The 25,195-nt window shown below is 69.8% G+C and carries 24 protein-coding genes; 17 read left to right on the forward strand and 7 right to left on the reverse strand.

The features are described from left to right. The first annotated feature begins 76 nt into the window (after positions 1-76). The 9 genes from KOI35_RS40585 (at position 77) to KOI35_RS40625 (ending at position 10,502) form a co-directional block, all read left to right on the forward strand. Positions 77-1,000, forward strand: coding sequence for an ABC transporter ATP-binding protein (locus tag KOI35_RS40585; RefSeq protein ID WP_215794938.1), 924 nt, complete (start codon positions 77-79; stop codon positions 998-1,000). Then, a complete protein-coding gene (locus KOI35_RS40590; protein ID WP_215794941.1) occupies positions 1,000-1,758 on the forward strand; it encodes an ABC transporter permease in 759 nt (252 codons plus the stop codon). Before KOI35_RS40585 ends, KOI35_RS40590 begins: the two co-directional genes overlap by 1 nt. 2 nt (positions 1,759-1,760) lie before the next feature. Beyond that, a complete protein-coding gene (locus KOI35_RS40595) occupies positions 1,761-2,570 on the forward strand; it encodes an ABC transporter permease (RefSeq protein WP_215794943.1) in 810 nt (269 codons plus the stop codon). A 206-nt stretch (positions 2,571-2,776) separates the two neighbouring features. Further along, positions 2,777-4,000, forward strand: coding sequence for a YihY/virulence factor BrkB family protein (locus tag KOI35_RS40600; protein WP_246614581.1), 1,224 nt, complete (start codon positions 2,777-2,779; stop codon positions 3,998-4,000). Between the two features lie 338 nt (positions 4,001-4,338). Further along, positions 4,339-5,571: an ROK family transcriptional regulator gene (locus KOI35_RS40605; protein ID WP_215794946.1), complete on the forward strand. Its 1,233-nt coding sequence runs from the start codon at positions 4,339-4,341 to the stop codon at positions 5,569-5,571. After that, a complete protein-coding gene (locus KOI35_RS40610) occupies positions 5,568-7,172 on the forward strand; it encodes a sugar ABC transporter ATP-binding protein (protein ID WP_215794948.1) in 1,605 nt (534 codons plus the stop codon). The genes KOI35_RS40605 and KOI35_RS40610 overlap by 4 nt, the downstream gene beginning before the upstream one ends. Further along, positions 7,169-8,185, forward strand: coding sequence for an ABC transporter permease (locus tag KOI35_RS40615; RefSeq protein WP_215794950.1), 1,017 nt, complete (start codon positions 7,169-7,171; stop codon positions 8,183-8,185). Before KOI35_RS40610 ends, KOI35_RS40615 begins: the two co-directional genes overlap by 4 nt. 48 nt (positions 8,186-8,233) lie before the next feature. Then, positions 8,234-9,280, forward strand: a complete 1,047-nt coding sequence (locus KOI35_RS40620) for a substrate-binding domain-containing protein (RefSeq protein WP_215794952.1) — start codon at positions 8,234-8,236, stop codon at positions 9,278-9,280. A gap of 28 nt (positions 9,281-9,308) precedes the next feature. Next, on the forward strand, positions 9,309-10,502 hold the full coding sequence (locus KOI35_RS40625) for a Gfo/Idh/MocA family protein (RefSeq protein ID WP_215794953.1): 1,194 nt from the start codon (positions 9,309-9,311) through the stop codon (positions 10,500-10,502). A gap of 99 nt (positions 10,503-10,601) precedes the next feature. On the opposite strand, the gene KOI35_RS40630 is transcribed toward KOI35_RS40625, so the two are convergent. From KOI35_RS40630 to KOI35_RS40660, 7 genes are read right to left on the reverse strand one after another with little or no spacing between them, the layout of a single operon-like run. After that, positions 10,602-11,441: a helix-hairpin-helix domain-containing protein gene (locus tag KOI35_RS40630; protein WP_215794955.1), complete on the reverse strand. Its 840-nt coding sequence runs from the start codon at positions 11,439-11,441 to the stop codon at positions 10,602-10,604. Positions 11,442-11,462: 21 nt separating this feature from the next. Then, the gene (locus KOI35_RS40635) at positions 11,463-11,777 is read right to left on the reverse strand and encodes a hypothetical protein (RefSeq protein WP_215794958.1); all 315 of its coding nucleotides are present in this window, start codon (positions 11,775-11,777) and stop codon (positions 11,463-11,465) included. Between the two features lie 42 nt (positions 11,778-11,819). After that, the gene (locus KOI35_RS40640; protein WP_215794960.1) at positions 11,820-12,512 is read right to left on the reverse strand and encodes a WXG100 family type VII secretion target; all 693 of its coding nucleotides are present in this window, start codon (positions 12,510-12,512) and stop codon (positions 11,820-11,822) included. Next, complete coding sequence (locus KOI35_RS40645; RefSeq protein WP_215794962.1) at positions 12,509-12,823, reverse strand: hypothetical protein; 315 nt, start codon at positions 12,821-12,823, stop codon at positions 12,509-12,511. The genes KOI35_RS40640 and KOI35_RS40645 overlap by 4 nt, the downstream gene beginning before the upstream one ends. Continuing rightward, positions 12,816-13,187, reverse strand: a complete 372-nt coding sequence (locus KOI35_RS40650; RefSeq protein ID WP_308121371.1) for a YbaB/EbfC family nucleoid-associated protein — start codon at positions 13,185-13,187, stop codon at positions 12,816-12,818. The genes KOI35_RS40645 and KOI35_RS40650 overlap by 8 nt, the downstream gene beginning before the upstream one ends. 9 nt (positions 13,188-13,196) lie before the next feature. Beyond that, positions 13,197-13,553 carry a hypothetical protein gene (locus tag KOI35_RS40655; protein WP_215794964.1) on the reverse strand — a complete coding sequence of 119 codons (357 nt, stop codon included), beginning with the start codon at positions 13,551-13,553 and terminating at the stop codon, positions 13,197-13,199. Positions 13,554-13,563: 10 nt separating this feature from the next. After that, a complete protein-coding gene (locus tag KOI35_RS40660; RefSeq protein WP_215794966.1) occupies positions 13,564-14,139 on the reverse strand; it encodes a hypothetical protein in 576 nt (191 codons plus the stop codon). 488 nt (positions 14,140-14,627) lie between these two features. Between KOI35_RS40660 and KOI35_RS40665 the strand changes: the two genes are divergently transcribed. The 8 genes from KOI35_RS40665 (at position 14,628) to KOI35_RS40700 (ending at position 25,105) form a co-directional block, all read left to right on the forward strand. Continuing rightward, positions 14,628-15,557, forward strand: coding sequence for an endonuclease domain-containing protein (locus tag KOI35_RS40665; protein WP_308121372.1), 930 nt, complete (start codon positions 14,628-14,630; stop codon positions 15,555-15,557). Continuing rightward, a complete protein-coding gene (locus KOI35_RS40670; protein WP_215794968.1) occupies positions 15,544-16,164 on the forward strand; it encodes a hypothetical protein in 621 nt (206 codons plus the stop codon). Before KOI35_RS40665 ends, KOI35_RS40670 begins: the two co-directional genes overlap by 14 nt. Then, complete coding sequence (locus tag KOI35_RS40675) at positions 16,164-19,265, forward strand: ATP-binding protein (protein WP_215794971.1); 3,102 nt, start codon at positions 16,164-16,166, stop codon at positions 19,263-19,265. Before KOI35_RS40670 ends, KOI35_RS40675 begins: the two co-directional genes overlap by 1 nt. A 107-nt stretch (positions 19,266-19,372) precedes the next feature. Beyond that, positions 19,373-19,963 (forward strand): class I SAM-dependent methyltransferase, encoded by a 591-nt coding sequence (locus KOI35_RS40680; RefSeq protein ID WP_215794973.1) that lies wholly within the window; start codon positions 19,373-19,375, stop codon positions 19,961-19,963. 102 nt (positions 19,964-20,065) lie between these two features. After that, positions 20,066-21,394 (forward strand): lyase family protein, encoded by a 1,329-nt coding sequence (locus KOI35_RS40685; RefSeq protein WP_215794975.1) that lies wholly within the window; start codon positions 20,066-20,068, stop codon positions 21,392-21,394. 20 nt (positions 21,395-21,414) lie between these two features. Then, the gene (locus tag KOI35_RS40690; RefSeq protein WP_215794977.1) at positions 21,415-22,407 is read left to right on the forward strand and encodes a sugar ABC transporter substrate-binding protein; all 993 of its coding nucleotides are present in this window, start codon (positions 21,415-21,417) and stop codon (positions 22,405-22,407) included. Further along, positions 22,389-23,912, forward strand: coding sequence for a sugar ABC transporter ATP-binding protein (locus KOI35_RS40695; protein WP_215794979.1), 1,524 nt, complete (start codon positions 22,389-22,391; stop codon positions 23,910-23,912). Before KOI35_RS40690 ends, KOI35_RS40695 begins: the two co-directional genes overlap by 19 nt. After that, the gene (locus KOI35_RS40700; RefSeq protein WP_215794981.1) at positions 23,909-25,105 is read left to right on the forward strand and encodes an ABC transporter permease; all 1,197 of its coding nucleotides are present in this window, start codon (positions 23,909-23,911) and stop codon (positions 25,103-25,105) included. Before KOI35_RS40695 ends, KOI35_RS40700 begins: the two co-directional genes overlap by 4 nt. The last annotated feature ends 90 nt before the right edge of the window (positions 25,106-25,195 follow it).

Here is a 25,195-nt window from a genome sequence, read left to right on the forward strand (position 1 = left end):
CCGGGGTTGTTCACCGCGCTGGTCGCCCGGAGGTAATCGGCTCGTTTCTGTCGTACCCCTCTCCTAGGGTTTCACCGTGACCTCCCTCATCCACGCGCGCGGCCTGGTCAAGCGGTTCGGCGACTTCACCGCGGTCGACGGCATCGACGTCGACGTGCGGCGCGGCGAGGCGTTCGGCTTCCTCGGGCCCAACGGCGCGGGCAAGAGCTCGACCATGCGCATGATCGGGTGCGTCTCGCCGCCCACCGGCGGCGTGCTCGAGATCCTCGGGATGGACCCGCGTCGCGACGGCCCGGCGATCCGGGCCAAGCTCGGCGTCTGCCCCCAGCTCGACAACCTCGACATCGAGCTCACCGTGCGGGAAAACCTGACCACGTACGCGCGCTTCTTCGGCATCTCGCGCAAGGAGGCCCGCCGCCGCGCCGACGAGCTGCTCGAGTTCGTGCAGCTGGCCGAGCGCGCCGACAGCAAGGTCGAACCGCTCTCCGGCGGCATGAAGAGGCGCCTGACGATCGCCCGCGCGATGGTCAACCAGCCCGAGATGGTGCTGCTCGACGAGCCCACCACCGGCCTCGACCCGCAGGCCCGCCACCTGGTGTGGGAGCGGTTGTTCCGGCTCAAGCAGCAGGGCGTCACGCTGGTGCTGACCACCCATTACATGGATGAGGCGGAGCAGCTCTGCGACCGGCTGGTGGTGATGGACGGCGGCCGCATCGTGGCCGAGGGCTCGCCCCGCTCGCTGATCGAGCAGTATTCGACTCGCGAGGTGGTCGAGCTCCGCTTCGCCACCGAAGACCAGGCGGCCTACGCCGACAAGCTGGCCGGCATCGGCGAGCGGCTCGAGGTCCTGCCCGACCGCATCCTGCTCTACGTGGCCGACGGCGACGGCGCGGCCGACGAGGTCAACCGGCGCTCGCTCAGCCCGGCCAGCGTGCTCGTCCGGCGCAGCAGCCTGGAAGACGTGTTCCTGCATCTCACCGGCCGGACGCTGGTGGACTGATGACGGCACCGCTTTACGTTCTCGAATATCACCTGGTCAACTACCGCCGCACCTGGCGGTCGAGCGCGCTGTCGACGCTGGTCATCCCGCTGCTGACGCTGCTGGGTTTTGGTGTCGGCGTGGGCGCGTACGTGCGTGGCGGGGTCGAGGGCGTGCCCTACATCGACTGGATCGTCCCCGGGCTGATCGCGTCGACGGCCATGCAGGCCGCGTTCGGCGAGGCCACCTGGCCGGTGCTGAGCTACTTCGAGTGGCTCAAGGTCTATTTCGCGCAGGCCGCGGCGCCGCTGCGGGTGGGCGACATCCTGGGCGGCCATCTGGCCTTCATGCTGTTCCGGGTCGTGCTCAGCGCGGCTGCGTTCCTGGCGATGGCGGCCGCCTTCGGCACGCTGCACTCGTGGTGGGCACCGCTGACCCTGGTGGTGGCGCTGCTGGTCGGCTTCGCGGCGGCCGCGCCCACGATGGCCTACGCGGCCAGCATCACCAGCGACAGCTATCTGATCATCCTGATGCGGTTCGCCGTGCTGCCGATGTCGCTGTTCTCCGGGGTCTTCTTCCCGGTCGAGTCGCTGCCCGTGCTGCTGCGCTGGGTGGCCTACGTGTTCCCGCTCTGGCACGGCGTCGAGCTGAGCCGCGACGCGATGCTGGGCCTCGCCCCCGGGCTGCTCGGCGTCGTGCACGTGGCCGTGCTGCTGGCCTGGTGCGCGGCCGGCTGGCTGCTGGCCGTGTCCCGGTTCCGCCGACGGCTGGTGATCTGATCATGGTGACGCTGGTGATGCCGCGGCTGCTCTCCTTCGAGGGCACGGCCCGGCGGTCGGCCTCGGTGACCGAGCGCAACATCTCGACCCTGCGCTCGGCCTACTGGGTCGTCATGGTGTCCGGTTTCCTCGAGCCGGTGCTCTACCTGTTCTCGATCGGCGTCGGCGTCGGCGCCCTGATCGGCGACATCACCCTGCCCGGGGGCGAGGTGGTGGGCTACGCCGAGTTCGTCGCGCCGGCCATGCTCGCCGCGTCGGCCATGACCGGGGCGCTGTCCGAGACGACGTTCAACTTCTTCGGCAAGATGAAGTTCGTCCGCCTCTACGAGGGCATCCTGGCCACGCCGGTCCGCCCGATCGAGATCGCGCTGGGCGAGCTGGCCTGGGCGATGGTCCGCGGGGTGATCTATTCGGCCGCGTTCGTGGTCATCATGACGCTGATGGGCCTGACCACCTGGTCGCGCGCGGTGGTCATGCTGCCCGCGACGCTCCTGGTCGGCCTGGCCTTCGGTGCGCTCGGCATGGCCGTGTCGACGATCATCCGCAGCTGGCAGGATTTCGACCTGATCGCCTCTGGTCAGTTCGCGCTGTTCCTGTTCTCGGGCACGTTCGTCCCGCCCACGGCCTACCCCGAGGTGGTCCGCTGGCTGATCGAGGCGACACCGCTCTACCGCTCGGTCGACCTGATCCGCGCCCTGAGCACCGGCACGACCGGCTGGACCCAGCTGCTCGACGTCGCCTATCTGCTCGCGCTGATGGCGCTGGGCCTGACCGTGGCCGGCCTCCGAATGACCAAACAGCTCTGCAAGTGACCCGCTGCGGGTGTTCTCTTCTGCCCTTTCCTTTCCGCGTGGGGCGGAAGTGAACGGCTGCGTTCCCGAACGAGGGGAACGTGGTTAGGGGTGGTCCGTGGCGGGCATCACCAGTTGCGGGGGCGTTAGCGCACTTCGCGGCGGGGCCGGGGTGGCGTGCGCAGGCGACCCTGAAACCGAGGACGCCGTGCGCCTGGAGGCACCCGATGAAGTTGCTGCGACGCAAGCACGACGACGAGAAGGCGACCGCCACGCCGCCGACCGCTGGTTCTCCAGCCGCTGATTCTTCGGCAGCTGGCTCTTCGGCAGCTGGCTCTTCGGCAGCTGGCTCCTCGGCCGCTGGCTCCTCGGCCGCTGGTTCTTCGGCCGCCTCCGATGCGCGGGCCAAGGGCGCCGAGGATTACGACCTGGAAGCGGCCGCGACCACCCGCACCGGCGAGGACAACGCCGACTATCGCAAGGCCGTGCCGCCGGACGCCGGGCCCGACAAGCCGTCGCAGCTGCGGTTCCAGGGTCTGGTGGCGGCGATGAAGCGTACTTTCAAGCAGTTCTCCGAGGACAACGTCTCGGACTGGGCCGCCGCGCTGACCTACTACGGCGTGCTGTCGATCTTCCCGGGCGCGCTGGTGCTGGTGTCGATCCTGGGTCTGCTCAGCAGCGACGGACAGCAGACGGTGCAGGACACGGTCGGCGAGATCGCCAACAACCAGCAGATCGAAGACCTGGTCAACACGGTTCTGAGCCAGGTGCAGGACACCGGCACGGCCGGGTTCGCCGCGATCATCGGTCTGCTCCTGGCCTTCTGGTCGGCGTCGGGCTACGTGGCCGCGTTCATGCGCGCCTCGAACGCCGTCTACGACGTGCCCGAGGGCCGGCCGATCTGGAAGACGCTCCCGATCCGGGTCGGCGTCACCGCGGTCATCGGCATCATGCTGATCCTGTCGGCCGTGATCGTCGTCTTCACCGGCGACCTGGCCCGCGTGGTCGGCGAGCAGATCGGGCTCGGCGGGGTGGCCGTCACGACCTGGAACATCGCCAAGTGGCCGGTCCTGATCATGCTGGTCAGCCTGATGTTCGCCATCCTCTACTGGGCTTCGCCGAACGCCAAGACCGGCGGGTTCCGCTGGGTCAGCCCGGGCGGCATCTTCGCCGTGCTGCTGTGGCTGGTCGCGTCCGGCGCGTTCGCGATCTACCTGGCCAACTTCGCCAACTACAGCAAGACGTACGGGACCCTGGGTGGTGTCATCGCCTTCCTGGTCTGGCTCTGGATCTCGAACATCGCGGTCCTGCTGGGCGCCGAACTCGACGCCGAGCTGGAACGCGGGCGGGCCATCGCCGCCGGCCACGACCCGTCCGAGGAGCCGTTCCTCGAACTGCGCGACGACCGCAAGCTCAAGAAGGGCAGCGAACACGGCCTGAGTACCAACTGACCCTTCTCCTCGTGCATGAGAGAACCCCGGCTACCACCCTCAGCCGGGGTTCTTTCGGTTGTCCACAGTTGCGGGTTGTCCACAGGGCGCCCCCTCGAGCGGGGCAAATTTCGTCACAATGGCGGTGGACGGTGGCCCCCAGGGTGGGTGGGCCGTGCCCCCGCGACGCGTAAAGCAGACCTAGGTCAACGGGCGATAACGAACCTAACTTTTGCTGCAAGAGACAAAAGTTGGCGATGATCTTCGAGAAGGTATGGACTCCGGAGGCACAACATGCCTACTGTGACGGGCACAACACCGAGGGATTACTCCGGTGTTAAGCGCCTCCGGAGGTCTCCGTGCACGTCGCCGATGCTCCCCACTTGCGGGTCTTGCGCCTGCTGCGCGACGAGGGCCCGGTCTCGCGCGCGGAACTGGGGGACCGCCTCGAGCTGACCCGGCCGCGGCTGCTGGCCGAGGTCGAGCGTCTCGTTGCCGCCGGTCTGATCGCCGAGGCGGGCATGGCCGCCTCCCGCGGCGGGCGCCGGTCGACGCTGGTCGAGCTCGACCCGCGACTCCGGTTCGCGGCGGTCGACCTGGGCGCCAGCTCGATCGACATCGAGGTGACCAACGGACGGCTCGAGCCGGTCGCGACCTATCGCGAGACGGCCGACATCCGCTCGGGGCCGCGGACCATACTGCAACGGGTCAACGAGCTGCTGCACAAGGCTCGCACCGACGGGGCGTACGAGAAGCTCGACGCGGTCGGCATCGGCGTCCCGGGGCCGGTGAGCTTCCGTGACGGCGTTCCGGTGTCGCCGCCGATCATGCCGGGGTGGGACCGTTATCCCGTACGGGAACTCCTCGCCCGCGAGCACGGATGTCCCGCCGTCGTCGACAACGACGTGAACATCATGGCGATCGGCGAACGGCACGGCGGTGTCGCGCACTCGGTCGACGACTTCCTGTTCGTCAAGATCGGCACCGGCATCGGCTGCGGCATCCACCTCGGCGGCACGGTCTACCGCGGTGTCGACGGCTGCGCGGGCGACATCGGCCACATCCAGGTCGACGCGAACGGCCCGGTCTGCTCGTGCGGCAACACCGGCTGCCTGGAGGCGCTGTTCAGCGGTTCGGCGCTGGCCCGCGACGCGATCGCCGCCGCCCGCTCGGGCGAGTCCCCGGCCCTGGCCGAGCGCCTGGCCGCGGCGCTGGCGGCCGAGGAGAGCCGGGAGGACCGCGGCGACGACGAGCGCGAGCCGGTCATCTCGATCACCGCCCGCGACGTCGCCGACGGTGCGGCCGAGGGCGATGTCACCTGCATCCGACTGATCCGCGAGGGCGGCCGCCGGGTCGGCGGTGTCCTGGCCACGCTCGTGTCCTTCTCCAACCCTTCGATGATCGTCATCGGCGGCGGCCTGGCCCTTCTCGGGCATGTGCTGCTGGCCGAGATCCGCAGTGTGGTCTACCGCCGGTCGCTGCCCCTGGCCACCGGCAACCTCCCCGTTGTCCTTTCGGAGCTGGGCAGCCGGGCCGGTGTCACCGGTGCCGCCGTGCTGGCCAGCGACACGGCATTCGAGCAGGCGTCATGACCGAACCCGCCCCCGCCCTCAAGACCGATGAGACCGTCCCGGCCCCGCCGCCGGCCGACGAACCCGGCGACGGCCCGCACGACGTGGTGCTGCGCCTGACCGACGTGGTGAAGACCTTCCCGGGCGTACGCGCCCTCGACGGCGTGCAGCTCGAGGTGCGCGCCGGTGAGGTGCACTGCCTGCTCGGGCAGAACGGCGCCGGCAAGTCCACCCTGATCAAGACGCTGGCCGGCGTGCACCACGCCGACGGCGGCGAGATCACCTGGCTCGGCCAGCCGTTCGCGCCGGCCAATCCGCAGGCCGCCATGCGGGCCGGCATCGCGACCATCTATCAGGAGCTCGACCTCGTCGACGACCTCAACGTCGCCGAAAACGCGTTCCTGGGTCACGAGGACGCCCGCTTCGGCTTCAGCCGGCGCCGCGCCGCCGCGCAGAAGACCCGCGAGATCCTGTCCCGTCTCGGCCACCCGGAGATTCCGCCGCGCACCCACGTGCGTGACCTGCCCGCGGCCGGCAAGCAGATCGTCAGCATGGCCCGTGCCCTGTCGCACGACGCCAAGCTGATCGTCATGGACGAGCCCAGCGCTGTGCTCGCTCATGACGAAGTGGGCAACCTGTTCCGCATCATCCAGGGGCTCACCGCCCAGGGGATCGCGGTCATCTACATCTCCCACCGGCTCGAAGAGATCCGCGAGATCGGCGACCGGGTCACCGTGCTCAAGGACGGCCGCACCACCGCGGCCAACCTGCCGGCCCGCACCACCCCGACGCGCGACCTGGTCAGCCGCATGACCGGACGCTCGATCGAATACGTGTTCCCGCCGCGCCGCCCGGCCACCGAGGAAAAGCCGCTGCTGGTCGTCGAGGGCCTGAGCCGTAAGGGCGAGTTCGCCGACGCGAACCTCACGGTGGCGCCGGGCGAGATCGTCGGCATCGCCGGCCTGGTCGGGTCGGGCCGCTCCGAACTGCTCGAGACCATTTTCGGCGCCCGCCGTGCGGACGCCGGCACGGTCACCCTGAACGGCAAGCGCGTCACGGGGGTCGGCCGGGCCGTGCGCCAGGGCATGGGCATGGCCCCCGAGGAGCGCAAGAGCCAGGCGCTGCTGCTCGATGAGCCGATCTACAAGAACATGACGCTGGCGTCGTTCTCCGGCTTCGCCAAGGCCGGCTTCACCGACGCGAGCGGCGAGCGCAAGGCGGCCGAGAAGACGGCCGACCTGCTCGAGCTGCGCCCCCGCGACGTGACCCGTCCGGTGCGCACGCTGTCCGGCGGCAACCAGCAGAAGGTCGTGGTCGGCCGCTGGCTGCTCGACGACACCAAGCTGCTGCTGCTCGACGAGCCCACCCGCGGCGTCGACGTCGGTGCCCGGGCCGAGCTCTACCAGGTCATCCACGACCTGGCCGCCCGCGGTGTCGGGGTGCTGCTGGTCTCCAGCGAGGTGCCCGAGGTGCTCGGACTGGCCGACCGCGTGCTGGTCATGCGCGAGGGCCGCATCATCCACGAGGCGCCCGCCGAACAGATCGACGAGGCCGCCGTTCTCGACCTCGTCATGGCGGGGTCCCTCACGACTGAGTCCATTCTGGAAGGGGAGCCAGCATGACTACCCAGACGGCGCCCCCTGAGGCGCCCACCAAGCCGGAACGCCGCAAGCTCGACGAGAACACCCTGCGCAATCTGGGTCTGGTCGGCGTGCTGGTGCTGCTCATCGTGGTCGGCATCATCACCAAGCCCGACCTCTACAGCGACCCGACCTGGGTCAAGAACAACTTTCTGACGATCCTGCAGCAGGCGTCGGCGATCGGCGTGGTCACGGTCGGCATGACCTTCGTGATCATCGGGGGTGGCATCGACCTGTCGGTCGGCGCGATCGTCGCCATCGCCGGCGTGTGGTCGACGACGCTGGCCACTCAGAGCTACGGCGCCGGGGGCATGATCTTCACGGCGATCATCGTCGGCACGGTGGTCGGGCTGGTCAACGGCGTGCTCATCGCGTACGGGAAACTGGTCTCCTTCATCGCCACGCTGGCCATGATGGTGGCGGCTCGTGGTCTGGCCGCGCAGATCTCCGGCAAGCAGACGCAGATCTCGACCAACTCCACGATCAACGACATCGCCAGCACCCGCCCGCTCGGCATCCCGTTGCTGGTCTGGATCCTCGCCGTGGTCGTCCTGCTGGGCTGGGTGCTGCTCAACCGCACCACGTTCGGCCGGCGCACGGTGGCCGTCGGCGGCAACCCCGAGGCGGCCCGGCTGGCCGGCATCAACGTCAAACGGCACACCATGCTGCTGTTCGCGCTGTCCGGCCTGTGCTGCGGCATCGCCGCGATCATGCTCACGTCCCAGGCGACCAGCGCGCAGGCCGCCATGGCGAACCTCTACGAACTCGACGCGATCGCCGCGGCGATCATCGGCGGCACGCTGCTCAGTGGCGGCCGGGGCACCATCGTCGGCGCGCTCTTCGGCGTGCTGGTCTTCTCCACCATCACCAACCTGTTCGCCATCAACAACCTCCCCACCGAGGTCCAGAACATGGTCAAGGGCGGGATCATCGTGGCCGCCGTCCTGATCCAGCAGTTCCGGTTCCAATCGCTCACCAAATTGCTCAAGCGCTGATCTCTTTCGCCCGGCTTCGCTCGGTCCGGGCACCCCCTTGGAGGAATCATGTCCGCTTTGTCCCGTAGGCGCATTCTGTTCGGCGGCGCGGCTGTCGGCGCCGGCGCCCTTCTCACCGCCTGCACCAGCAACGAGCCCGACAACACGGCGCAGGTGAACACGAACACCGACGCGAGTGCCAACCCCAACGCGGCGTCGGGCGAAAAGGTCGTCATCGGCTTCTCCGCCCCGGCCGCCGACCACGGCTGGCTCGCGGCGATCACCAACAACGCCAAGGCGCAGGCCGCCGCGTACTCCGATGTGGAGTTCAAGGCGGTCGAGGCGGGCACCGACGCGGCCGCTCAGCGGGCCGCCATCTCGACGCTCGTCGCGCAGAAGCCCAACGTGATCGTGATGCTCCCGTACGACGGCAAGGAACTCGACGCGGCCGGCCTCGAGGCCATGCGGGCCGGCATCCCGGTGATCAACCTGGACCGGGCGTTCCCGTCCCAGGCCGCCTTCCGGGTGCAGATCAAGGGCGACAACTACGGCATGGGCCTGGCCGCCGGTCACTACATCGGCGAGCAGATGAAGGCCAAGAACGTGGCCAACCCGATCATCGGCGAGATCCCCGGCATCGACTCGCTCGAGCTCACCCAGGAACGCAGCGAGGGCTTCAAGGTCGCCCTGGCCGAGTACGGCTTCAAGGTCGCCAACCGCCGTCCGGCCGAGTTCACGGCCGACTCCGGCCAGGCCGCCGCGACCGCCCTGCTGCAGGCGCTGCCCAAGATGGACGCCCTCTGGAACCACGACGACGACCAGGGCATCGGCGTGCTGGCCGCGATCAAGCAGACCAACCGCAGCGAGTTCTTCATGGTCGGCGGGGCCGGTTCCAAGGTGGCCATCGACCAGATCAAGGCCGACAACTCGGTGCTCAAGGCGACCGTGACCTACAGCCCGTCGATGGCGTCCTCGGCCATCTCGCTGGCCCGGCTCATCGGGCAGGGCAAGGGCATGAGCGACCTGGTCGAGCTGCAGGTGCCCAAGGAGATCACCCTCGCCTCCGAGACGATCACCAAGGACAACGCGGACAAGTACGCGAAGCTCGGTTTCTGACCGGGCCGTTCCACAAGAAGGAGATTCGATGTCGGAACAGCTGCGGGTCGGCATGGTCGGCTACGCGTTCATGGGCGCCGCGCACTCAACCGCGTGGCGAACCGTCAACCGCGCCTTCGACCTGCCGCTGTCGGCACGGATGACCGCGGTCAGCGGCCGCTCCCCGGAAGGGGTGGCGGCCGCCGCCGCGAAGCTCGGCTGGGACGAGCACACCACGGATTGGCGATCCCTCATCGCCCGGGACGACATCGACTTGATCGACATCTGCACCCCGGGTGACACCCACGCCGAGATCGCCCTGGCCGCCCTGGCCGCGGGCAAGCACGTGCTCTGCGAGAAACCCCTGGCCAACACGGTGGCCGAGGCACGCGAGATGGCGGCGGCCGCGGCCCAGGCCGCTTCTTCCGGCGTACGGGCGATGTGCGGCTTCAACTACCGCCGCGTCCCCGCCGTCGCCCTGATGCGGCAGATGGTGCGCGACGGGCGCATCGGCGAGATCCGGCACGTGCGGGCCACCTACCTGCAGGACTGGATCATCGACCCGCAGTTCCCGCTGGTCTGGCGGCTGCGCAAGGAACTCGCGGGCTCGGGCGCACTGGGCGACATCGGGGCGCACATCATCGACCTGACCCAGTTCGTCACCGGTCAGTCGATCACCACGGTGTCCGCGCTGACCGAAACGTTCATCAAGCAGCGGCCGTTGACGTCGGGTTCGGCCGGCTTGGCCGCCTCGTCGGACGGCAGCGGACTCGGCGACGTCACGGTCGACGACGCGGCGTTGTTCCTGGCCAAGCTCGACGGGGGAGCGGTGGCCACGTACGAGGCGACCCGGTTCGCCACCGGCCGCAAGAACGCGCTGCGGGTCGAACTGAACGGGTCGCTCGGCTCGCTCGCGTTCGACTTCGAACGGCAGAACGAGCTCGAGTTCTACGACGCCGCGCTGCCGACGACCGAGCAAGGTTTCAGCCGGATCCTGGTCACCGAGGCCGATCACCCGTACATCGGGGCGTGGTGGCCGCCGGGTCACGGCATCGGCTACGAGCACACGTTCACCCACGAGGTGCGCGACCTGATCGAGGCGATCGCCACCGGTCAGCAGCCGACCCCGTCGTTCGCCGACGCGCTGCAGGTGCAGCTGGTGCTCGACGCGGTGAGCCGCTCGGCCGAGTCGGCCCAGTGGACCTCGGTCGAGCCGGCCCTGGAACCGGCCCTCGGGGGATAACAGTCGTCCGTCGCGGACCGGCGAGGGAACTGCGCGGTTGCGCCCCGCGCCGGCCGGTCCGCGACGGAGTCTCCACGGTCACCGGGCCGGCAGTGCGAGTCAGCAGACGATGCGGTCGCGGACGGCCGCGAACTCGTGCGGCGCCAGGGACACGGCCGCCGCGAAGTCGTGCATGCCAGCGAAACGGCCCCGGGCCGAACGCGCGGCCACCGCCTGCGCCGCCCGTTCGGGAGTGAAACCGGGCAGGCCGGCCAGTTGGTGGACGGTCGCCGTGTTCACGTCGAGCAGTCCGCCCGGCGGCGTGACCGCCTGGAACTGGGTCGACGCGAACGGGTCCTGCGGCGGCGGATAGTGCTGCGGCGGGTACGGGTCCGGCTGTACGGGCGGCGGCGCGTAGGCCTGCGGCGGAGCGAACGGGTCGGGCGGCGGTGCATAAGCCTGCGCCGGGCCGAACGGATGCGGTGGTGTGTGCACCGGCGGCTCGGCGCCGACCGGCGGTCCGTAATACGGCGTCGGGGGCTGGTTGTACCACGGACGGTAACCGGCCCGCCAGCGCAGCCACGCCGAGTTGATGATGAACGCGTGCGCGATGGAGACGGCCCACGACGTGAACAGCAGCGCGTAGGTGACGTTCTCGCGGATGGAGCCCTCACCGGCGCCGGCGCCGGTGAAGAACGTGACGTTGGCGATGAGCGAATAGACGATGCCCGGGATCCACCAGGCCGGGCGTCGCGCGCGGACACCTACGTAGAGGAAACCGACGGCGGAGAGACAGCCGAGACTGAGGATCGGGGCCAGGACCCAGACACTGTGGGCCAGGCGCCACGACAACTTGGTGGGACCGGGCGGCGGCCCATTTCCGTACCCCGGACCGGGTGGCGGCCCATTTCCGTACCCCGGGCCGGGCGGCGGCCCGTATCCGTACCCCGGATCGGTCAAGGCCGCACCTCCACGTTCTGTTCAGGGTCCGCGGTCGTAGCCGCACACGTCATGGAGCCAATGATCGTAATAGCCGCGTACGGCCGTACGATCACGGTGGTCCAGGTCAAGCCACTCGCGCGCCGCCGTCTCCGCTTGATCGGACAGCCACTCGCTCTCGCCGAGCATCCCCCACAAAAGGTAGAGGCTCGTGGCGAACTCCTCGGTCTCGAGGTGGTCGTGCAGCGCGGCCAGGATCGCGGCGGCCGGCATCGCAGGATCGCCGGCCGCGATCACCTCACGCATCAGCGCACCGATCTCGTCGAGATAGGTGGGCCCCGGGCGCTGATCATTCACAGAAGGACGATGACACGGTTACGTGGCGCGATGGTTACCGGGTCATCCGTTCACCAGCCGGGTCAGGTTGGTCAGGCTCGTGACCAGCGCCGTTGTGTAGCCGAGGATGCGCCCGGCCCACTTCACCACGGCCGACGCGATCTGCGCGGCCACGATCGGGATGGTCACCACCAGCAGCGACTCGGCGGCCCAGACGATCACCCGCGCCACCAGGTCGGCGATCAGATCGCGGACGATGTCGCGGGTGAACATGACCAGGTTGCCGGCCGCCTCGGTGGACACCGACATGGTGGCCGCCAGCGACGACAGCCCACCGATCGCGTCGACGTTGCTGGCCATCAGGCTCTGGTACGTCGTCGCGGCCGGGCCGGTCCAGTCGGGCAGGTCGGCGGCCAGCGCACCCTGCAGGTCGGCCGACATCGCGGCCAGCTCACCGGCCATGTTCTGCCAAGTGGCGGCGTGCGCGGCGACCCGGTCGGGCATGCCCGCGAGCTTGTCCAGGATCTCGCGCAGCGGCTCGAAATGCTCCATCGCCCAGCCGAGCCCGTTGGAGAGCAGCGCGCTGAACGGGTCGATCACGGCCGACGCGGCCTCGAGCGCGAACGCCCCACCGGCCAGCGCCTGGTCGACCCAGCTGCCCCCGGCGATCGTCTGGTGCAACCCCTGGAAGCTGTCGACCAGCGACGCCCCGGACGTGCCCGAACTGGTCGACGCGACGGCGATCAGATTCGTCATCCGTGCCCGCCCGCCTTGCGCACCCGCTCGGCGGCCGCGTCGTCGGCGATCTCGTAGTCCTGGCTCGTCCGGACGAGCGCGTCCGTGGCCAGGCGGAGATTCTCTTCCACGTACGCGTAGAGCTCGTTCTGTTTCGTGTGCCGCGCCTCGAGGATGCCCGCCATCCACCCACAGAGCAGTCCGTACGCGGCATGGTCGGCCACGATCGCGGAGCTGGCCGCTTTCACGGCGGCGAACCGCATCTCCACGGCCTCGACCTTGGCTGCGTGCGCCCGGATCTGCTGGGCGTCGACCGAGAACCCGTCACTCATCGACCGCCCCCAGCCGCTCCGCGATGGCCCGCCCCGCGATCGAGTCGGGCCCCATCGTCTCGTCGATGATCTGGCGACTGAGCCGGGCCGCTTTTCGCCGGGCACTCTCGAACGCCGTCATCACAGCCCGGTCGACAGCATCGGGAGCGACCCGCTGAACCCGATCGGTGAACCGCACGCCGACCAGCACACCGCTCGAGTCGATGGTCACCTCGACCAGCCCGTTGCCGTCGGTCGCACTGATCCGAGCGTCGGCCAGCCGCTCACTCATCGCCTGCGCGGCCGCGGCGGCCCGGTCGACGCGCCCTTTCCAGTCGCGCAGATATTCGCGCGAGCTGTCCGGGTCCAGAAGAGGCTCGGTCACCCTTCAGTCCTATCGTGCCGAGTCAATGGCTTCCCGGACCATGACCGCCAGCTCGCGCAGATAGGCGGCGGCGCCGCGGTCGGTCGGGTCGTCGTCGAGCGGGCGACCCCCGTCACCGGCAACCAGGTAGAGCAGGGTGTTGGGCGGCTGCTCGTGGGTGAGCAACGTGTCGATGGCCTCGAGCGCCTGGTTCAGCGAGCGGGCGCTGTGGCGCGCGGTCATACCCAGCTCTTCACGGATCTCGGCCGGGCCGTCGGTGTCGGCGACGTGCGCTCGCAGCAGCCAGCCCACCTTCTCCACCGGCGAGCGCGCGTCCATCTCAGCCATGCGCGCCCGCAGCGGCTCGGGGATCTGGGAGGCATCCATGCCGTTCACCCTAATGTCCGGCCGGGAAGGCGCTGACGATGTACGGCTGGGCCGGGTCGGAGCCTTCCACGAGTCTGATGCGCATCTTGACCAGGCTGGCCGGTAGGTATTCGGCTTGGCGTGGACCGAAGCCGTACATGCCGCCGTTCATGAATCCCTCGCCGACACGGTGACCGGCGTTGAAACGAGCCTCGTGTACACCGTCCATGGCCAGGTCACTTCGGATCTCGTCCCAGTTGCGCTGGACATACTCGTTCACCTCGCGGGTCATCACTGTGGGGCTGTCCCACTTGAACGACTGATTTTCCGGCCCGGTCCACCCGGTATCGCCGTAGATGCGACCCTCCACGGTCTTCTGACCCGGATCGCGATGAAGCGGGATGTCGTGGCCGTGTCGATCGAGTGTGTGTGCGCGTGGATGAGCGGCGTCGTTCTCTCGGATGTCGAACTTCGGCGGGTCGGCACCTAGCTGGTCATATTTACGCATGACCTCGGCCAGCGAGAGGTCCTCCGTGCTGCGTGCCGGGGCGTTACTGCGACCTGTGGGCGTGTTCGCGCCCGAGCCGGCCCGACCCTGCAGCGCCACGTGCTGAGTCGACTGTTGTGCGGCGGCGATGTTGTCAGCCGGCCTGCCCCCGCCCGCACCGCGTGGCCGGGAACTGTTCGGCGGCGGCCCGTCCGGCGGGTCGCCGCTGGATCCGCCGTGACCGCGTGGGCGTGTCGGCACCGGAAAGACGGTAGCAATGAATGTCAATTGATCAATTTGCTGTGGTGTCGATCGGGCCGCATGTGCCGCTGAGGCCCCGGAGTTCGGAGCCGCGACTCTGGTGTGGACTCCGCCGGAAAGGTATTTCCACGATCATTCGGGCGATCATGTGAGTGCCGGTCCGGAATGATGGTTGAACGGCTCTGAGCTGGGACAAGCGTCACAGTTCCGGAATGCAATGGGCTGTTCGGCGAGAAAAGCGTCACACCTGTGGTGTGGCAATTCGAAGATCGTATTCGTAGGCTGTTCGCAAACCACCGGAGAGAGGGAGCGGACCACTGATCGTCGCGGACGTTCCTCTCGACCGCGTGGTCTCGCTCTCCGGGGTCGGCGCCGATGATCTCGCGCAGTCGATCGCCGGCGGCCGCGATGATCTGGCGCCGCTCGTCATGCGGGTGCCGCCGGGGTGCCGCACGCCGGGTGACTTCGTCTCGGCCGCGGTGGCCGATCTCGAGCGGGTGGCCGTCGAACTGCTGCCGGCCTGGTTGCCCGAGGCCGATGCCGCCCGGCCCGACGTGGGTGGGCTGGCCGCGGCCCGTCTGCTCGCCACTGATCGGGCCGCCAAGAGCCGCTTCCCCCGGACGTTCCTGGTCGATCTCGCCCTGCTCGCCCTCACCGGGCGCCGGCCGGCCACGCCGCTACCGTTGCGCATCCGGGCGCGCGAACTCGCTCGCCTGGTCGCCCACGCGTTCGACCGGCGCCGCACCGTCCTGTTGATCAACGGGTGCAAGAGCGACGCGATGATCGCGGGGGCCGAATGGCTCGTGCACAACGGCGGACCGGCTGTCTGGCTCGTCGGCGCCGGCAGCGAACGCATCGTCGACTTCTCCGCGACTGAACCCGTACGGGAAAAGAACCGGCCCGACGCCGGACGCCCGCACCACGCGAGTGAAGCCGAATCGGCTCTCGAAGCGGCCCTGGCCGGTGAACCATGGGCGATCGGGCGCCGGTGGAATGCCACCTATTCCACGAATGCGCTCACCCCACCCGTACGGCTGGATCTGCTCTGGCCGGATGTTCGCTGTGTGGTCGAGATCGACGGGCCCGAGCATTGCCACCCGGTCCGTTTCGAGGCCGACCGCCGCCGCGACGTGCAACTTCAGCTGGACGGTTATGCCGTTCTCCGTTTCACCAATGCCCGGATCAGGTACGACGTCGGCGCCGTGGTTCATCAGATCGGAACCTTTGTGCGGAGCCGGCGGGACAACTCGGAAGGACACGACCATGGCCGGCGATGACCTGACCCCTTCGGAGGCCGCGATTCTCGTGGTGCTGATGGTCGAGGCGCGTGAGGTGCTCAATACCGAATTGCGGGACCGGTACGGGCTCGACGTCAGGAAGAGTTATCGCGACAAACTGGCCCGGCTGCATTACGTGTCGAGTCGCCGCAGCGGCCGCACCACGGCACTCCAGCTCGACGACAAGGGCTGGGTCCGGATGCAGAGCGATTTCCAGTTCGGAAAGACCGCTCTCGGCGCCGCCCTGAACGCGCTGCACACCCAGACGAGGGACCGGATCGTCGAGCGCAGCGGTGCGGCCAACCTGACCGAACTGTTCGCCCGCAGCGAGATGCGCGCGACGCACGACGCCGACCTGCGCCCGCGGATCGTCAGCACCTACCACGCGCTGGCCGGCAAGCCGGGCGAGTGGGTGAGTCTGCGGCGGTTGCGACCGTTCCTGGCCGAGGTGCCCCGGGCCGAGGTCGACGACGCGCTCGGCCGGCTCAGTGACGACGGGACAGCCACGATCGTTCCCGAGTCGAACCAGAAGACGCTCACCACGGCCGACCACGATGCGGCCCTGCAGCTCGGCGGGCAGGAGAACCACCTGCTGGCGATCGTCTGATGAACGAGGCGGAACGGGCGGCGCTCAAGTCGCTGCGATTCGACTGGGCGCCAGTGCCGGACGACATCTGGCGTCCGCTGCCGTTCCACGTCGAGGGGCTGCACCTGGCCGCGCTGCGCGAGATCGCCGACGGGTTCGGCGAGGCCGAGACCAGCCGGGACGCGAGTCCGCTGGGTCTGGTCGTGCAGGGGTCGCGGGGTTCCGGCAAGACGCATCTGCTGGGCCGGGTGCGGCAGGGCGTGCACGAGCGGAAGGGCTACTTCTTCCTCGTCGGACTGCTCGACGCGGGCACATTCTGGGACAGCGTGCTCGCCGCGATGCTCGACGGGCTGGCCCGGCCCGTGCCCGGCACCGGCGGCGAGACACAGTTGACCCTGCTGCTGCAGCGGCTCTCGGCCATGGTCGGGGCGCCCCGCAAGTCGCGTCGAGCGGTGATGGGGCAGACCGATCTGACCCGGGAGGATCTCGACGCGTTCGTCGAGGGGCTGGGCGCGTTCGACCGGCAGGTGGCGCGGTCGAGTCAGGAGACGGCCCGGGCGCTGGCCCTGAGCGCCTCCGACGACGTCGCCCACCGTGACCTGGCCGAGAACTACTTCCTCTCGGGCGAGGAAAATGTGGCCGGCGAGCGCCACGTCTGGGGCATGCGCCGCCAGCCCCGGCCGGCCCAGCTCATCGTGCAGGACCTGTCGTGGCTGCTCGCCCTGACCGGCCCGTCGGTGATCGCGATCGACCAGATCGACACGCTGATCGCCCAGGTCGCGGTGCAGAGCGACCCGACCCTGGCCCGCATGTCGGTGGTGGACCCCGAGCAGGCGCTGATGCTGGCCCGGATGGCCGACGGCCTGATGACGCTGCGCCAGATCACCCGCCGGACGCTGACCGTGCTGGCCTGCATCCCGAACTCGTGGACGATCATCTCGACGGCCGCGACCGACACGGTGGCCGACCGGTTCCGGCTCACGCCGCCGCTGCAGCGCATCAACGACGACGAGCTGGCCCGGGCGATCGTCGAGAAACGGTTCGCGCTGCGTTACCGCGAGGCCGGGTTCGCGCCGCCGTTCCCGTCCTGGCCGATCGCCGCGTCGGCCTTCACCGGGGCCGGTCGCTACACCCCGCGTCAGCTGTTGAAAGAGATCGATTCCCACGTACGGGGGTGTCTGGACGCCGCCGAAGTGGGCGTTCTCGGTCAACTGGGCACCCAGCAGCCGGTTGACACAGGCGGCGATCTCGACGGCTTCGACGCGCGGTTCGCCGAACTGCGGAAGGCGGCCGACGTGATCACGCCGCTCGGCCGCGAGACCGAGAACACGGCGGTGCCTCCGCTGCTCGCGGCCGGGCTCACCGCCTGGATCCTCGAGCACGGAGACGCCGGAACCGGGTTCGATGTGGACGGACCGCCGAGCAACGATCCGCCGCTGCACGCCCGGCTGAAGCTCATCCTCAACGAGCAGACCGACGACCAGGCGCACTGGTCCTTCCGGGCGATCAGCGACGAGCACCACCACAGCGCGGCGCTGGCTCGCATCCGGAAGGCGTCGGTGGCCGCGGCGGTCGAGGCTCCGAACCGGCGGCTCGTGCTGCTGCGCAACGGGAAGTGGACGGCCGGGCAGGCCACCAGGAACGCGCTCGACAAGCTGGAGCAGTCTGGCGGGATGACGCTCGGCCTGAACGAGGACGATCTGCGGACGATGTCGGCGCTGCGGGTGATGCTGGCCGAGACCACATCGGAGCTGCAAGGCTGGCTGACGCAGCGCCAACCGGCGCACGGGCTCACGTTCCTGCAGCAGGCGCTGGCGAGCGTGTCCCAGACAGATCAACTTCCTTCCCCCGTACGGGAAAAAGCCTCGCCGCCGGTTTCCCCGCCGACGGTGCACGGGCCCGCGTTCACGGTCGGATACGGCTATGACGACGGGCTCGCGGCCCAGTTGCCGCTCGAGGCCCTCCGCAAGCACGCGACGGTCTTCGCCGGGTCGGGTTCGGGCAAGACGGTGCTGATCCGGCGCATCGTCGAGGAATGTGCCCTGCAGGGCGTCTCGGCGATCGTGCTCGACCCCAACAACGACCTGGCCCGGCTCGGCGAGGCCTGGCCCGAACCGCCCACCGCCTGGCGCCCGGACGACCCCGGCCGTGCCGCCGACTACCTGGCGAACACCGACATTGTCGTCTGGACCCCGCGGCGCGCCGCCGGACGACCGCTCAGCTTTCAGCCGCTGCCCGACTTCCGCAGCGTGCGCGACGACGCGGACGAGTTCGCCGAAGCGGTCGAGGCGGCCGTGGCCTCGCTCGCCCCGCGCGCCGGCGTCACCGGCCGCACCAACAAGGCCCAGCTCGGCCTGGCCGTCCTGCGCAAGGCGGTCGAGCATTACGGCCGGCGCGGCGGCAGCCGGCTCCAGGGGCTGATCGACACGCTGGGCGACCTGCCCGACGACCTGATCGACATCGACGGCGCCGACAAGATCGGACTGGGTCTGTCGCAGACGCTGACGGCCGCGATGGTCAACGATCCGCTCTTCGGCGGCGAGGGCACGCCGATGGATCCCGGCCTGCTGCTGACCCCGGCCGACGGCAAGCGGGCCCGGGTCTCGGTGATCAGCCTGATCGGCCTGCCCTCGGACGACGCCCGGCAGAGCTTCGTCAACCAGCTGCAGATGGCGTTGTTCGCCTGGATCAAGCGGAACCCGGCCGGCGACCGCCCCCTGCTCGGTCTGCTGATCATGGACGAGGCGCAGACGTTCGCCCCGTCCGGCGCCCTGACCGCCTGCACGCAGAGCACGCTGGCGCTGGTCGCGCAGGCCCGCAAGTACGGCCTGGGCCTGATCTTCGCCACCCAGGCGCCGAAGGGCCTGCACAACCGGATCCCGGGCAACGCCGCCACCCAGCTGTACGGCCTGATGAACAGCCCGATCCAGATCGAGGCGGCCCGCGACATGGCCAAGGCCAAGGGCGGTGACGTCCCCGACATCTCCCGCCTGACCACCGGCGAGTTCTACCTGGCGGCCGAGGGGGCCGCACCCCGCAAGGTCCGGACGCCGTTGTCGCTGACCCATCACCCGCGCAGCCCGCTGACCGCCGAGGAGGTGCTCGACCGGGCCCGCGACTGATCAGTTTTCGAGAAGCGGTGCGGCCGGCGCGATCGGCGAGCTCACCCCCGAGGTCGAGTCGCGCATCGCTGACCTGGTGAAGCGGGCCGCCGGATAGCATCGGGGAAATGAGTGATCAGAACGGCTGGCTCGAGCTGCTCGGCAAGAATCCGGACCACTCGCAGTGGTACATCGACCGCTTCCGGAAGATGGCCGAGTCGGGGGCCGACCTCGACGGCGAGGCCCGTTTCGTCGACGCGATGCTCGCCCGCGGCTCCCGGGTGCTCGACGCCGGCTGCGGCACCGGGCGGGTCGGCGGCTATCTCGCCGGCGCCGGGCACGAGGTGGTCGGGGTCGATCTCGATCCGGTGCTGATCGAGGCCGCCCGGGCCGATCACCCGGGAGCCGAGTGGCTGGTGGGAGACCTGAGCCGGCTCGATCTGCCCGAGCCGTTCGACCTGATCGTCTGCGCCGGCAACGTCATGACCTTCGTGGCGCCCAGCACCCGCGTCGAGATTCTCCGCCGGGCCGGGCGCCACCTGCGGGCCGGTGGGCGCTTCGTGGTCGGATTCGGCTCGGGGCGTGGGTACGACTTCGACGACTTCCGCGCCGACACGGCCACCGCCGGCCTGACCACCGACCTGCGGCTCGGCACCTGGGACCTGCGGCCTTGCACGCCGGAATCCGACTTCCTGGTCACTGTTCTGCGCGTCGCTTAACACTTCGGAAAAAATCTCCCGTTCAAACGGTTGCCCGCGGCGTGGGCTGCGTCATAGTCTCGCATCGTTCAAACGATTGAGCGATCCGAGAGTGAGCACACCGTGGCCTTCGACCTTCTGACGCAGCTGGGCGGCGACGAGCCCATGGCCGCCGTCTTCTCGCAGGAGCGGGCCGTCGCCGACTGGCTGCGGGTCGAGGCCGAGCTCGGCCGGGCGCTGGCGGTGGCCGGGGTGATCGACGCGGCCACCGGCGAGCGCATCGCCCAGGCCTGCCGGGCCGACGTGATCGACCTGCCCCGGCTGTGGACCGAGTCGGCCAACGTGGGCTATCCGATCTTTCCGCTCGTACGGATGATCTGCGCGGCGCTCGAAGACGGTGACGCGGCGTTCGTGCACTACGGCGCCACCACGCAGGACATCATGGACTGTGCCCTCGCCCTGCAGGTCCGCGACGCCGCGACCCGGTTGCTCGAGCTGACCGGTGTGGTCGGCGACGGCCTGGCCGGGCTGGTCGAGCAGCACGCCGGCACCGTGATGGCCGGCCGCACCCACGCCCAGCAGGCCGTGCCCACCACCTTCGGCGCCAAGATGGCCGTCTTCCTGGGCGAGATGACCCGGCACCGGGCCCGCCTCACGCGGGCCCGCGACGCTGTCTCGGTCGTCTCCCTGTTCGGCGCCGGCGGCACCTCGGCCGCGCTCGGCGACGCCGCCGACGCCGTCCGCACCGACCTCGCAGCCCGGCTCGGCCTGGCCGACACCGCCGCGCCGTGGCACGTGGCCCGCGACCGGATAGGCGAGCTGACCCAGGCGGCCGCGCTCGCCGCGGCCACCGGCGTGCGGCTCGGTCGCGAGGTCGTCGACCTGTCCCGCACCGAGGTCGGCGAGATCGCCGAGGCCGACGGCATGTACCGGGGCGCCTCCTCGACCATGCCGCAGAAGGCCAACCCGATCTCGTCCGAGCTGGCCGTCGGATTCGGCGTGATGGCCGAGGCCAACGCGCAGGCCGTGCTGCGGGCCCTCGAGGCCGGCCACGAGCGCGCGGCCGGCGAGTGGCAGGTCGAGTGGCAGGCGGTGCCGGCCACGCTCACCGCCGCCGCCGGGGCCCTGCGCGCCGCGGCCGCCATCGCCCACGGCCTGCGGGTCTTCCCCGAGCGCATGGAGGCCAACCTCCGGCTCGACGGGGGCCGGCTGATGGCCGAGGCCTACATGATCGCCCTGGCCGCCACCCTCGGCCGGGACAAAGCACACGAGCTGGTGTACGGCGCGGTGCGCGACTCCCGATCCGAGGGGTCGTCGTTGCGTGACGCCGTACGCGCCAAGGTCGGGGACGTCACCTGGTCCACGATCGCGGACACCCTTCCCGAGCCGTCCTCCTACGTCGGTTCCGCCCGCAAGATCTGCGACGCCGCCCTCACCGAGTGGCGCGCCTGACTTTTTCAAGGAGCACCCCGATGCACTTCTCCCGGAGCCTGGCCGCCACCGCCGGCCTGAGCCTGTTGCTCGTCGGCGCCGCCGCCTGCGACACCGAGTCCCCGTCCGAGAGCACCCCGGCCGGCGCGTCCGCCCCGGCCAAGCAGCTCACCTTCGGCCTGGCCAACCAGCAGGAGTCGGTGACCTTCCCGGCCGCGCTGGCCAAGGGGGCCAAGGCCAAGGCCGACGAGCTCGGCATCAAGCTGGTCACCCTCGACTCCCAGGGCGACCAGCAGAAACAGGCCAGCCAGGTGCAGGACCTGATCGCGCAGAAGGTCGACGGCATCATCCTGGTGCCGCTCGCCCCCGGGCCCGGCCAGGCGCTGGTCGACCAGGCGGCGAACGCGAACATCCCGGTCGGCACGGCGCACGGTTACGTCGGCTCGGATCGGGACGTCTCCGACCCGTACGCGAAACTGAAGTTCATCGTGACCGAGAACGAGCAGGGCGCCGGTCAGACGGCCGGTGACCTGGCCGTCAAGGAGGTCAGCGGCGGCAAGGTGGCGGTGATCACCGGCGCTCCGGGCTTCGACGAGAACACCACGCGGGTCGAGAAGTTCAAGGCCGCGCTCGACGCCAAGGGCGGGTTCACGGTGGTCGCCACCCAGCCCGGCAACTGGACCAAGCAGGACGGTCAGTCCGCCTGCCAGAACATTCTGGCCGCCACGCCCGACCTGGCCCTGATCTACGCGATCAGCGACGACATGGCCGTCGGATGCGCCGCGGCCGTGAAGTCGGCCAACTCCCAGGCGAAGATCATCGGCGTCGGTGGCTCGGCGGCCGGCATCGCGGGCGTCAAGGACGGCACGCTGCTCGGCACGGTCTGCTACAAGCCGTACGACTCGGGCGAGATGGCCGTGCAGATGCTGCACGACGCGGTCACCGGCAAGCTGACCGGCGCCCCCAAGACCACCTTCTACGACACCCCCGGCGTGACCAAGGCCAACGTCGACTCGTGCACGCCGCAATGGTGACGACCGCTCCGGTTCTGGCCGTTCGTGACGTCGAAAAGACGTACACGAGCGGCACCCGGGCCCTGCGCGGCGTCTCGATGCGGGTGTTGCCGGGTACGGTCCACGGCCTGATCGGCGCCAACGGGGCCGGCAAGTCCACCCTGATCAAGATCCTGTCCGGCTGGCAGCAGGCGAGCGCGGGCACGGTCGAGTGGAAGGGCGCGGCCGTCGACTGGTCGCAACCCGGCCAGGCGCTCGAGGCCGGCATGGCCGCCGTGCATCAGCACACCCCGCTGGTCGACGCGATGACCGTGGTGGAAAACGTGTTCCTCGGCCGGCGCGAGACGAAACGGTGGGACGCCGCCGCCCGCCGCGCCGAGCTGCTGGCGCTGTGCGAGCGGGTCGGCTACGAACTCGACCCGGGCGAGCTGGTCTCCGAACTGTCGGTGGGCGCCCGGCAGATGGTCGCGATCCTGCAGGCGCTGGCCCGCGACCCGGCTGTGGTGCTGCTCGACGAGCCGACCGCGGCCCTGTCGCCGGCCGAGCGTGAGGTGCTGTTCCGCTCGGTGCGGCGGCTGCGCGACGCGGGGACGACGTTCGTCTACACGTCACACTTCCTCGACGAGGTGATGGCGCTGACCGATCACCTGACCGTTCTGCGCGACGGGCTCGTGGTGGTCGACTCACCGACCGCCGACGTGACGGTGGAAAGCTTGGTCACCGCGATCGTCGGGAAGCGGCTGGCTCGTATGGAAGAGCAATCGCCGGCTGTGCGCTCCTTCGGCCCGCCCGTTTTGTCGGTCACGCAGCTCGCCTCGTCTGGACATTTCGGACCTATCGACCTGACTGTTCACCAGGGCGAGGTGGTCGGGCTGGCCGGGCTGCTCGGCAGCGGGCGAACCGAGCTGCTGTCGGCGATCTACCGGGCCGATCCGGCATGCACGGGCGAGGTGCGGGTCGATGATCATCCCGTACGTCATTCGCCCCGCGCGGCGGTCCAGGCCGGGCTCGCGCTCGTGCCCGAAGACCGCGCCCGCCAGGGGTTCGTGCGGGACTGGGAGATCTGGCGCAACATCTCCCTGCCCTACCTGAGCAGCATGTCGTGGCGGCGGTGGCTGCCGTCTTCGTCGCGCGAGCGCGCGCTGGCCGATCAGGCCGTCGGCGACCTCGGGATCGTGGCCGGGTCGGCCGACTCGCCGGTGGGGGAGCTGTCCGGCGGGAACGCGCAGAAGGTCGTGTTCGCCAAGTGGGTCTACGGGCCGGCCCGGGTGCTGCTGCTCGACGAGCCCTCGGCCGGCGTCGACGTGGGCGCCAAGGCCGACATCCTGCAGCTCGTCCGGCGGCTGGCCGACGACGGGCGCGGGGTCCTGATGGTCTCCAGCGAGTTCGAGGAACTGCTCACCGCCTGCGACCGGATCCTGGTCATCCGGCGCGGCGGGATCGTGGCCGACCTGCGGGTCGCCGACACCGACCTGCACGAGGTCACGGCGTTCGCCAGTGGCCTGAAAGAGGGGCAACCAGCATGAACAGTTCGTGGCGGCGCTCGCTGGCGCCCCGGGCGGCCGGAGTCGTGTACGCGCTCATCGCGCTCGTCGCGATCCTCACCATCACGTCGGCCGTGCAGGGCCGCCCGAGCTATCTGAGCAGCGTCAACCTCAGCAACATCCTGGACCAGTCGGCACTCATCGCGATCCTGGCCATCTTCATGACCGTGGTGCTGATCAGCGGCAACTTCGACCTGTCGGTGGCGTCCACGGCGGCGCTGGCGGGCACGGTGGCGTTGAAGACGATCGACTCGTACGGGCCGGTGGTCGCGCTGCTGGCCGCCCTCATCACCGGGGCGCTGGTCGGCCTGGTCAACGCGGTGCTGGTGCAGAAGCTCGGGGTCAACGCCTTCATCGTGACGCTGGGAACGCTGACCGCCGTTCGTGGAGTCGTGCAGGCGATCCTCGACGGCCAGAGCATCACCGCGACCGACACGACCCTGCTCGATATCGCGACGGCCCGCTGGACCCTGCCTCTCTGGGCGGCCATCGCTGTCGGCGCGCTCCTGATCGCCGGCGCTTTCGTTCTTGTCCGGCGCGGATCCTCGGTCGTGTCGACGGCCGGCCTGTGGTTCGCCGGCCTGGCCCTGATCCTGCTGGCCGTGTTCCGCCCGCTGATGCTCACCCAGACCGCACCCGTCTGGATCATGCTGGTGCTCGCCGTGGTCACGGCCCTGGTGCTGCGCTTCACGGTGGTCGGCCGCAACCTGTACGCCGTGGGCGGCAACCCCGAGGCGGCCCGCCTGTCCGGCATCGCCGTCGACCGCTACAAGATGGTGGCCTTCGTGGTCAACGGCACCGTGGCCGCCATGGTCGGGGTGCTCTACGCGGGCCGCTTCAACTCGGTCGACCCCACCGTCCTGACCGGCGGCGAGCTGACCGTCATCGCGGCCGCGGTGCTGGGCGGCACCTCCCTGTTCGGCGGTTCCGGCTACGTCGCCAAGTCGGTCGTCGGCACGCTGATCCTGTTCACGCTGAGCAACGGTTTCAACGTGCTGAACATCGGCTCCAACTACCAGAACGTCGTCCAGGGCACCGTCCTGGTGGCGGCGGCTTCGCTCTACACCGCCACCAGCACACGCGAGCGTCGCCGTTTCCGCTTGGCGCTGCGCCGCAACAAGGGTGAGCCCCCCGAATCCGCAAAGCCCGAGCAGAAAGTCCTCGTCGAACACTGACGCCAGCCGCCAATGTCGCCGAGGCTGAGGGTTCGGTCGCCACCGTCGCGCAAGCAGGACGTCCGAAAGCAGCGGACGGTGAGCTGGGAC

It is taken from the genome of Paractinoplanes bogorensis (assembly GCF_018829635.1).
GTDB classification, from domain to species: Bacteria; Actinomycetota; Actinomycetes; order Mycobacteriales; family Micromonosporaceae; genus Actinoplanes; species Actinoplanes bogorensis.

Coding starts and splice junctions, on each gene's coding strand:
- KOI35_RS40670 (WP_215794968.1), top strand. CDS start 15,544: ATGGCCGGCGATGACCTGACCCCTTCGGAGGCCGCGATTCTCGTGGTG.
- KOI35_RS40640 (WP_215794960.1), bottom strand. CDS start 12,512: ATGACGAATCTGATCGCCGTCGCGTCGACCAGTTCGGGCACGTCCGGG.
- KOI35_RS40600 (WP_246614581.1), top strand. CDS start 2,777: ATGAAGTTGCTGCGACGCAAGCACGACGACGAGAAGGCGACCGCCACG.
- KOI35_RS40615 (WP_215794950.1), top strand. CDS start 7,169: ATGACTACCCAGACGGCGCCCCCTGAGGCGCCCACCAAGCCGGAACGC.
- KOI35_RS40645 (WP_215794962.1), bottom strand. CDS start 12,823: ATGAGTGACGGGTTCTCGGTCGACGCCCAGCAGATCCGGGCGCACGCA.
- KOI35_RS40675 (WP_215794971.1), top strand. CDS start 16,164: ATGAACGAGGCGGAACGGGCGGCGCTCAAGTCGCTGCGATTCGACTGG.
- KOI35_RS40610 (WP_215794948.1), top strand. CDS start 5,568: ATGACCGAACCCGCCCCCGCCCTCAAGACCGATGAGACCGTCCCGGCC.
- KOI35_RS40690 (WP_215794977.1), top strand. CDS start 21,415: ATGCACTTCTCCCGGAGCCTGGCCGCCACCGCCGGCCTGAGCCTGTTG.
- KOI35_RS40590 (WP_215794941.1), top strand. CDS start 1,000: ATGACGGCACCGCTTTACGTTCTCGAATATCACCTGGTCAACTACCGC.
- KOI35_RS40655 (WP_215794964.1), bottom strand. CDS start 13,553: ATGGATGCCTCCCAGATCCCCGAGCCGCTGCGGGCGCGCATGGCTGAG.
- KOI35_RS40625 (WP_215794953.1), top strand. CDS start 9,309: ATGTCGGAACAGCTGCGGGTCGGCATGGTCGGCTACGCGTTCATGGGC.
- KOI35_RS40700 (WP_215794981.1), top strand. CDS start 23,909: ATGAACAGTTCGTGGCGGCGCTCGCTGGCGCCCCGGGCGGCCGGAGTC.
- KOI35_RS40620 (WP_215794952.1), top strand. CDS start 8,234: ATGTCCGCTTTGTCCCGTAGGCGCATTCTGTTCGGCGGCGCGGCTGTC.
- KOI35_RS40680 (WP_215794973.1), top strand. CDS start 19,373: ATGAGTGATCAGAACGGCTGGCTCGAGCTGCTCGGCAAGAATCCGGAC.
- KOI35_RS40595 (WP_215794943.1), top strand. CDS start 1,761: ATGGTGACGCTGGTGATGCCGCGGCTGCTCTCCTTCGAGGGCACGGCC.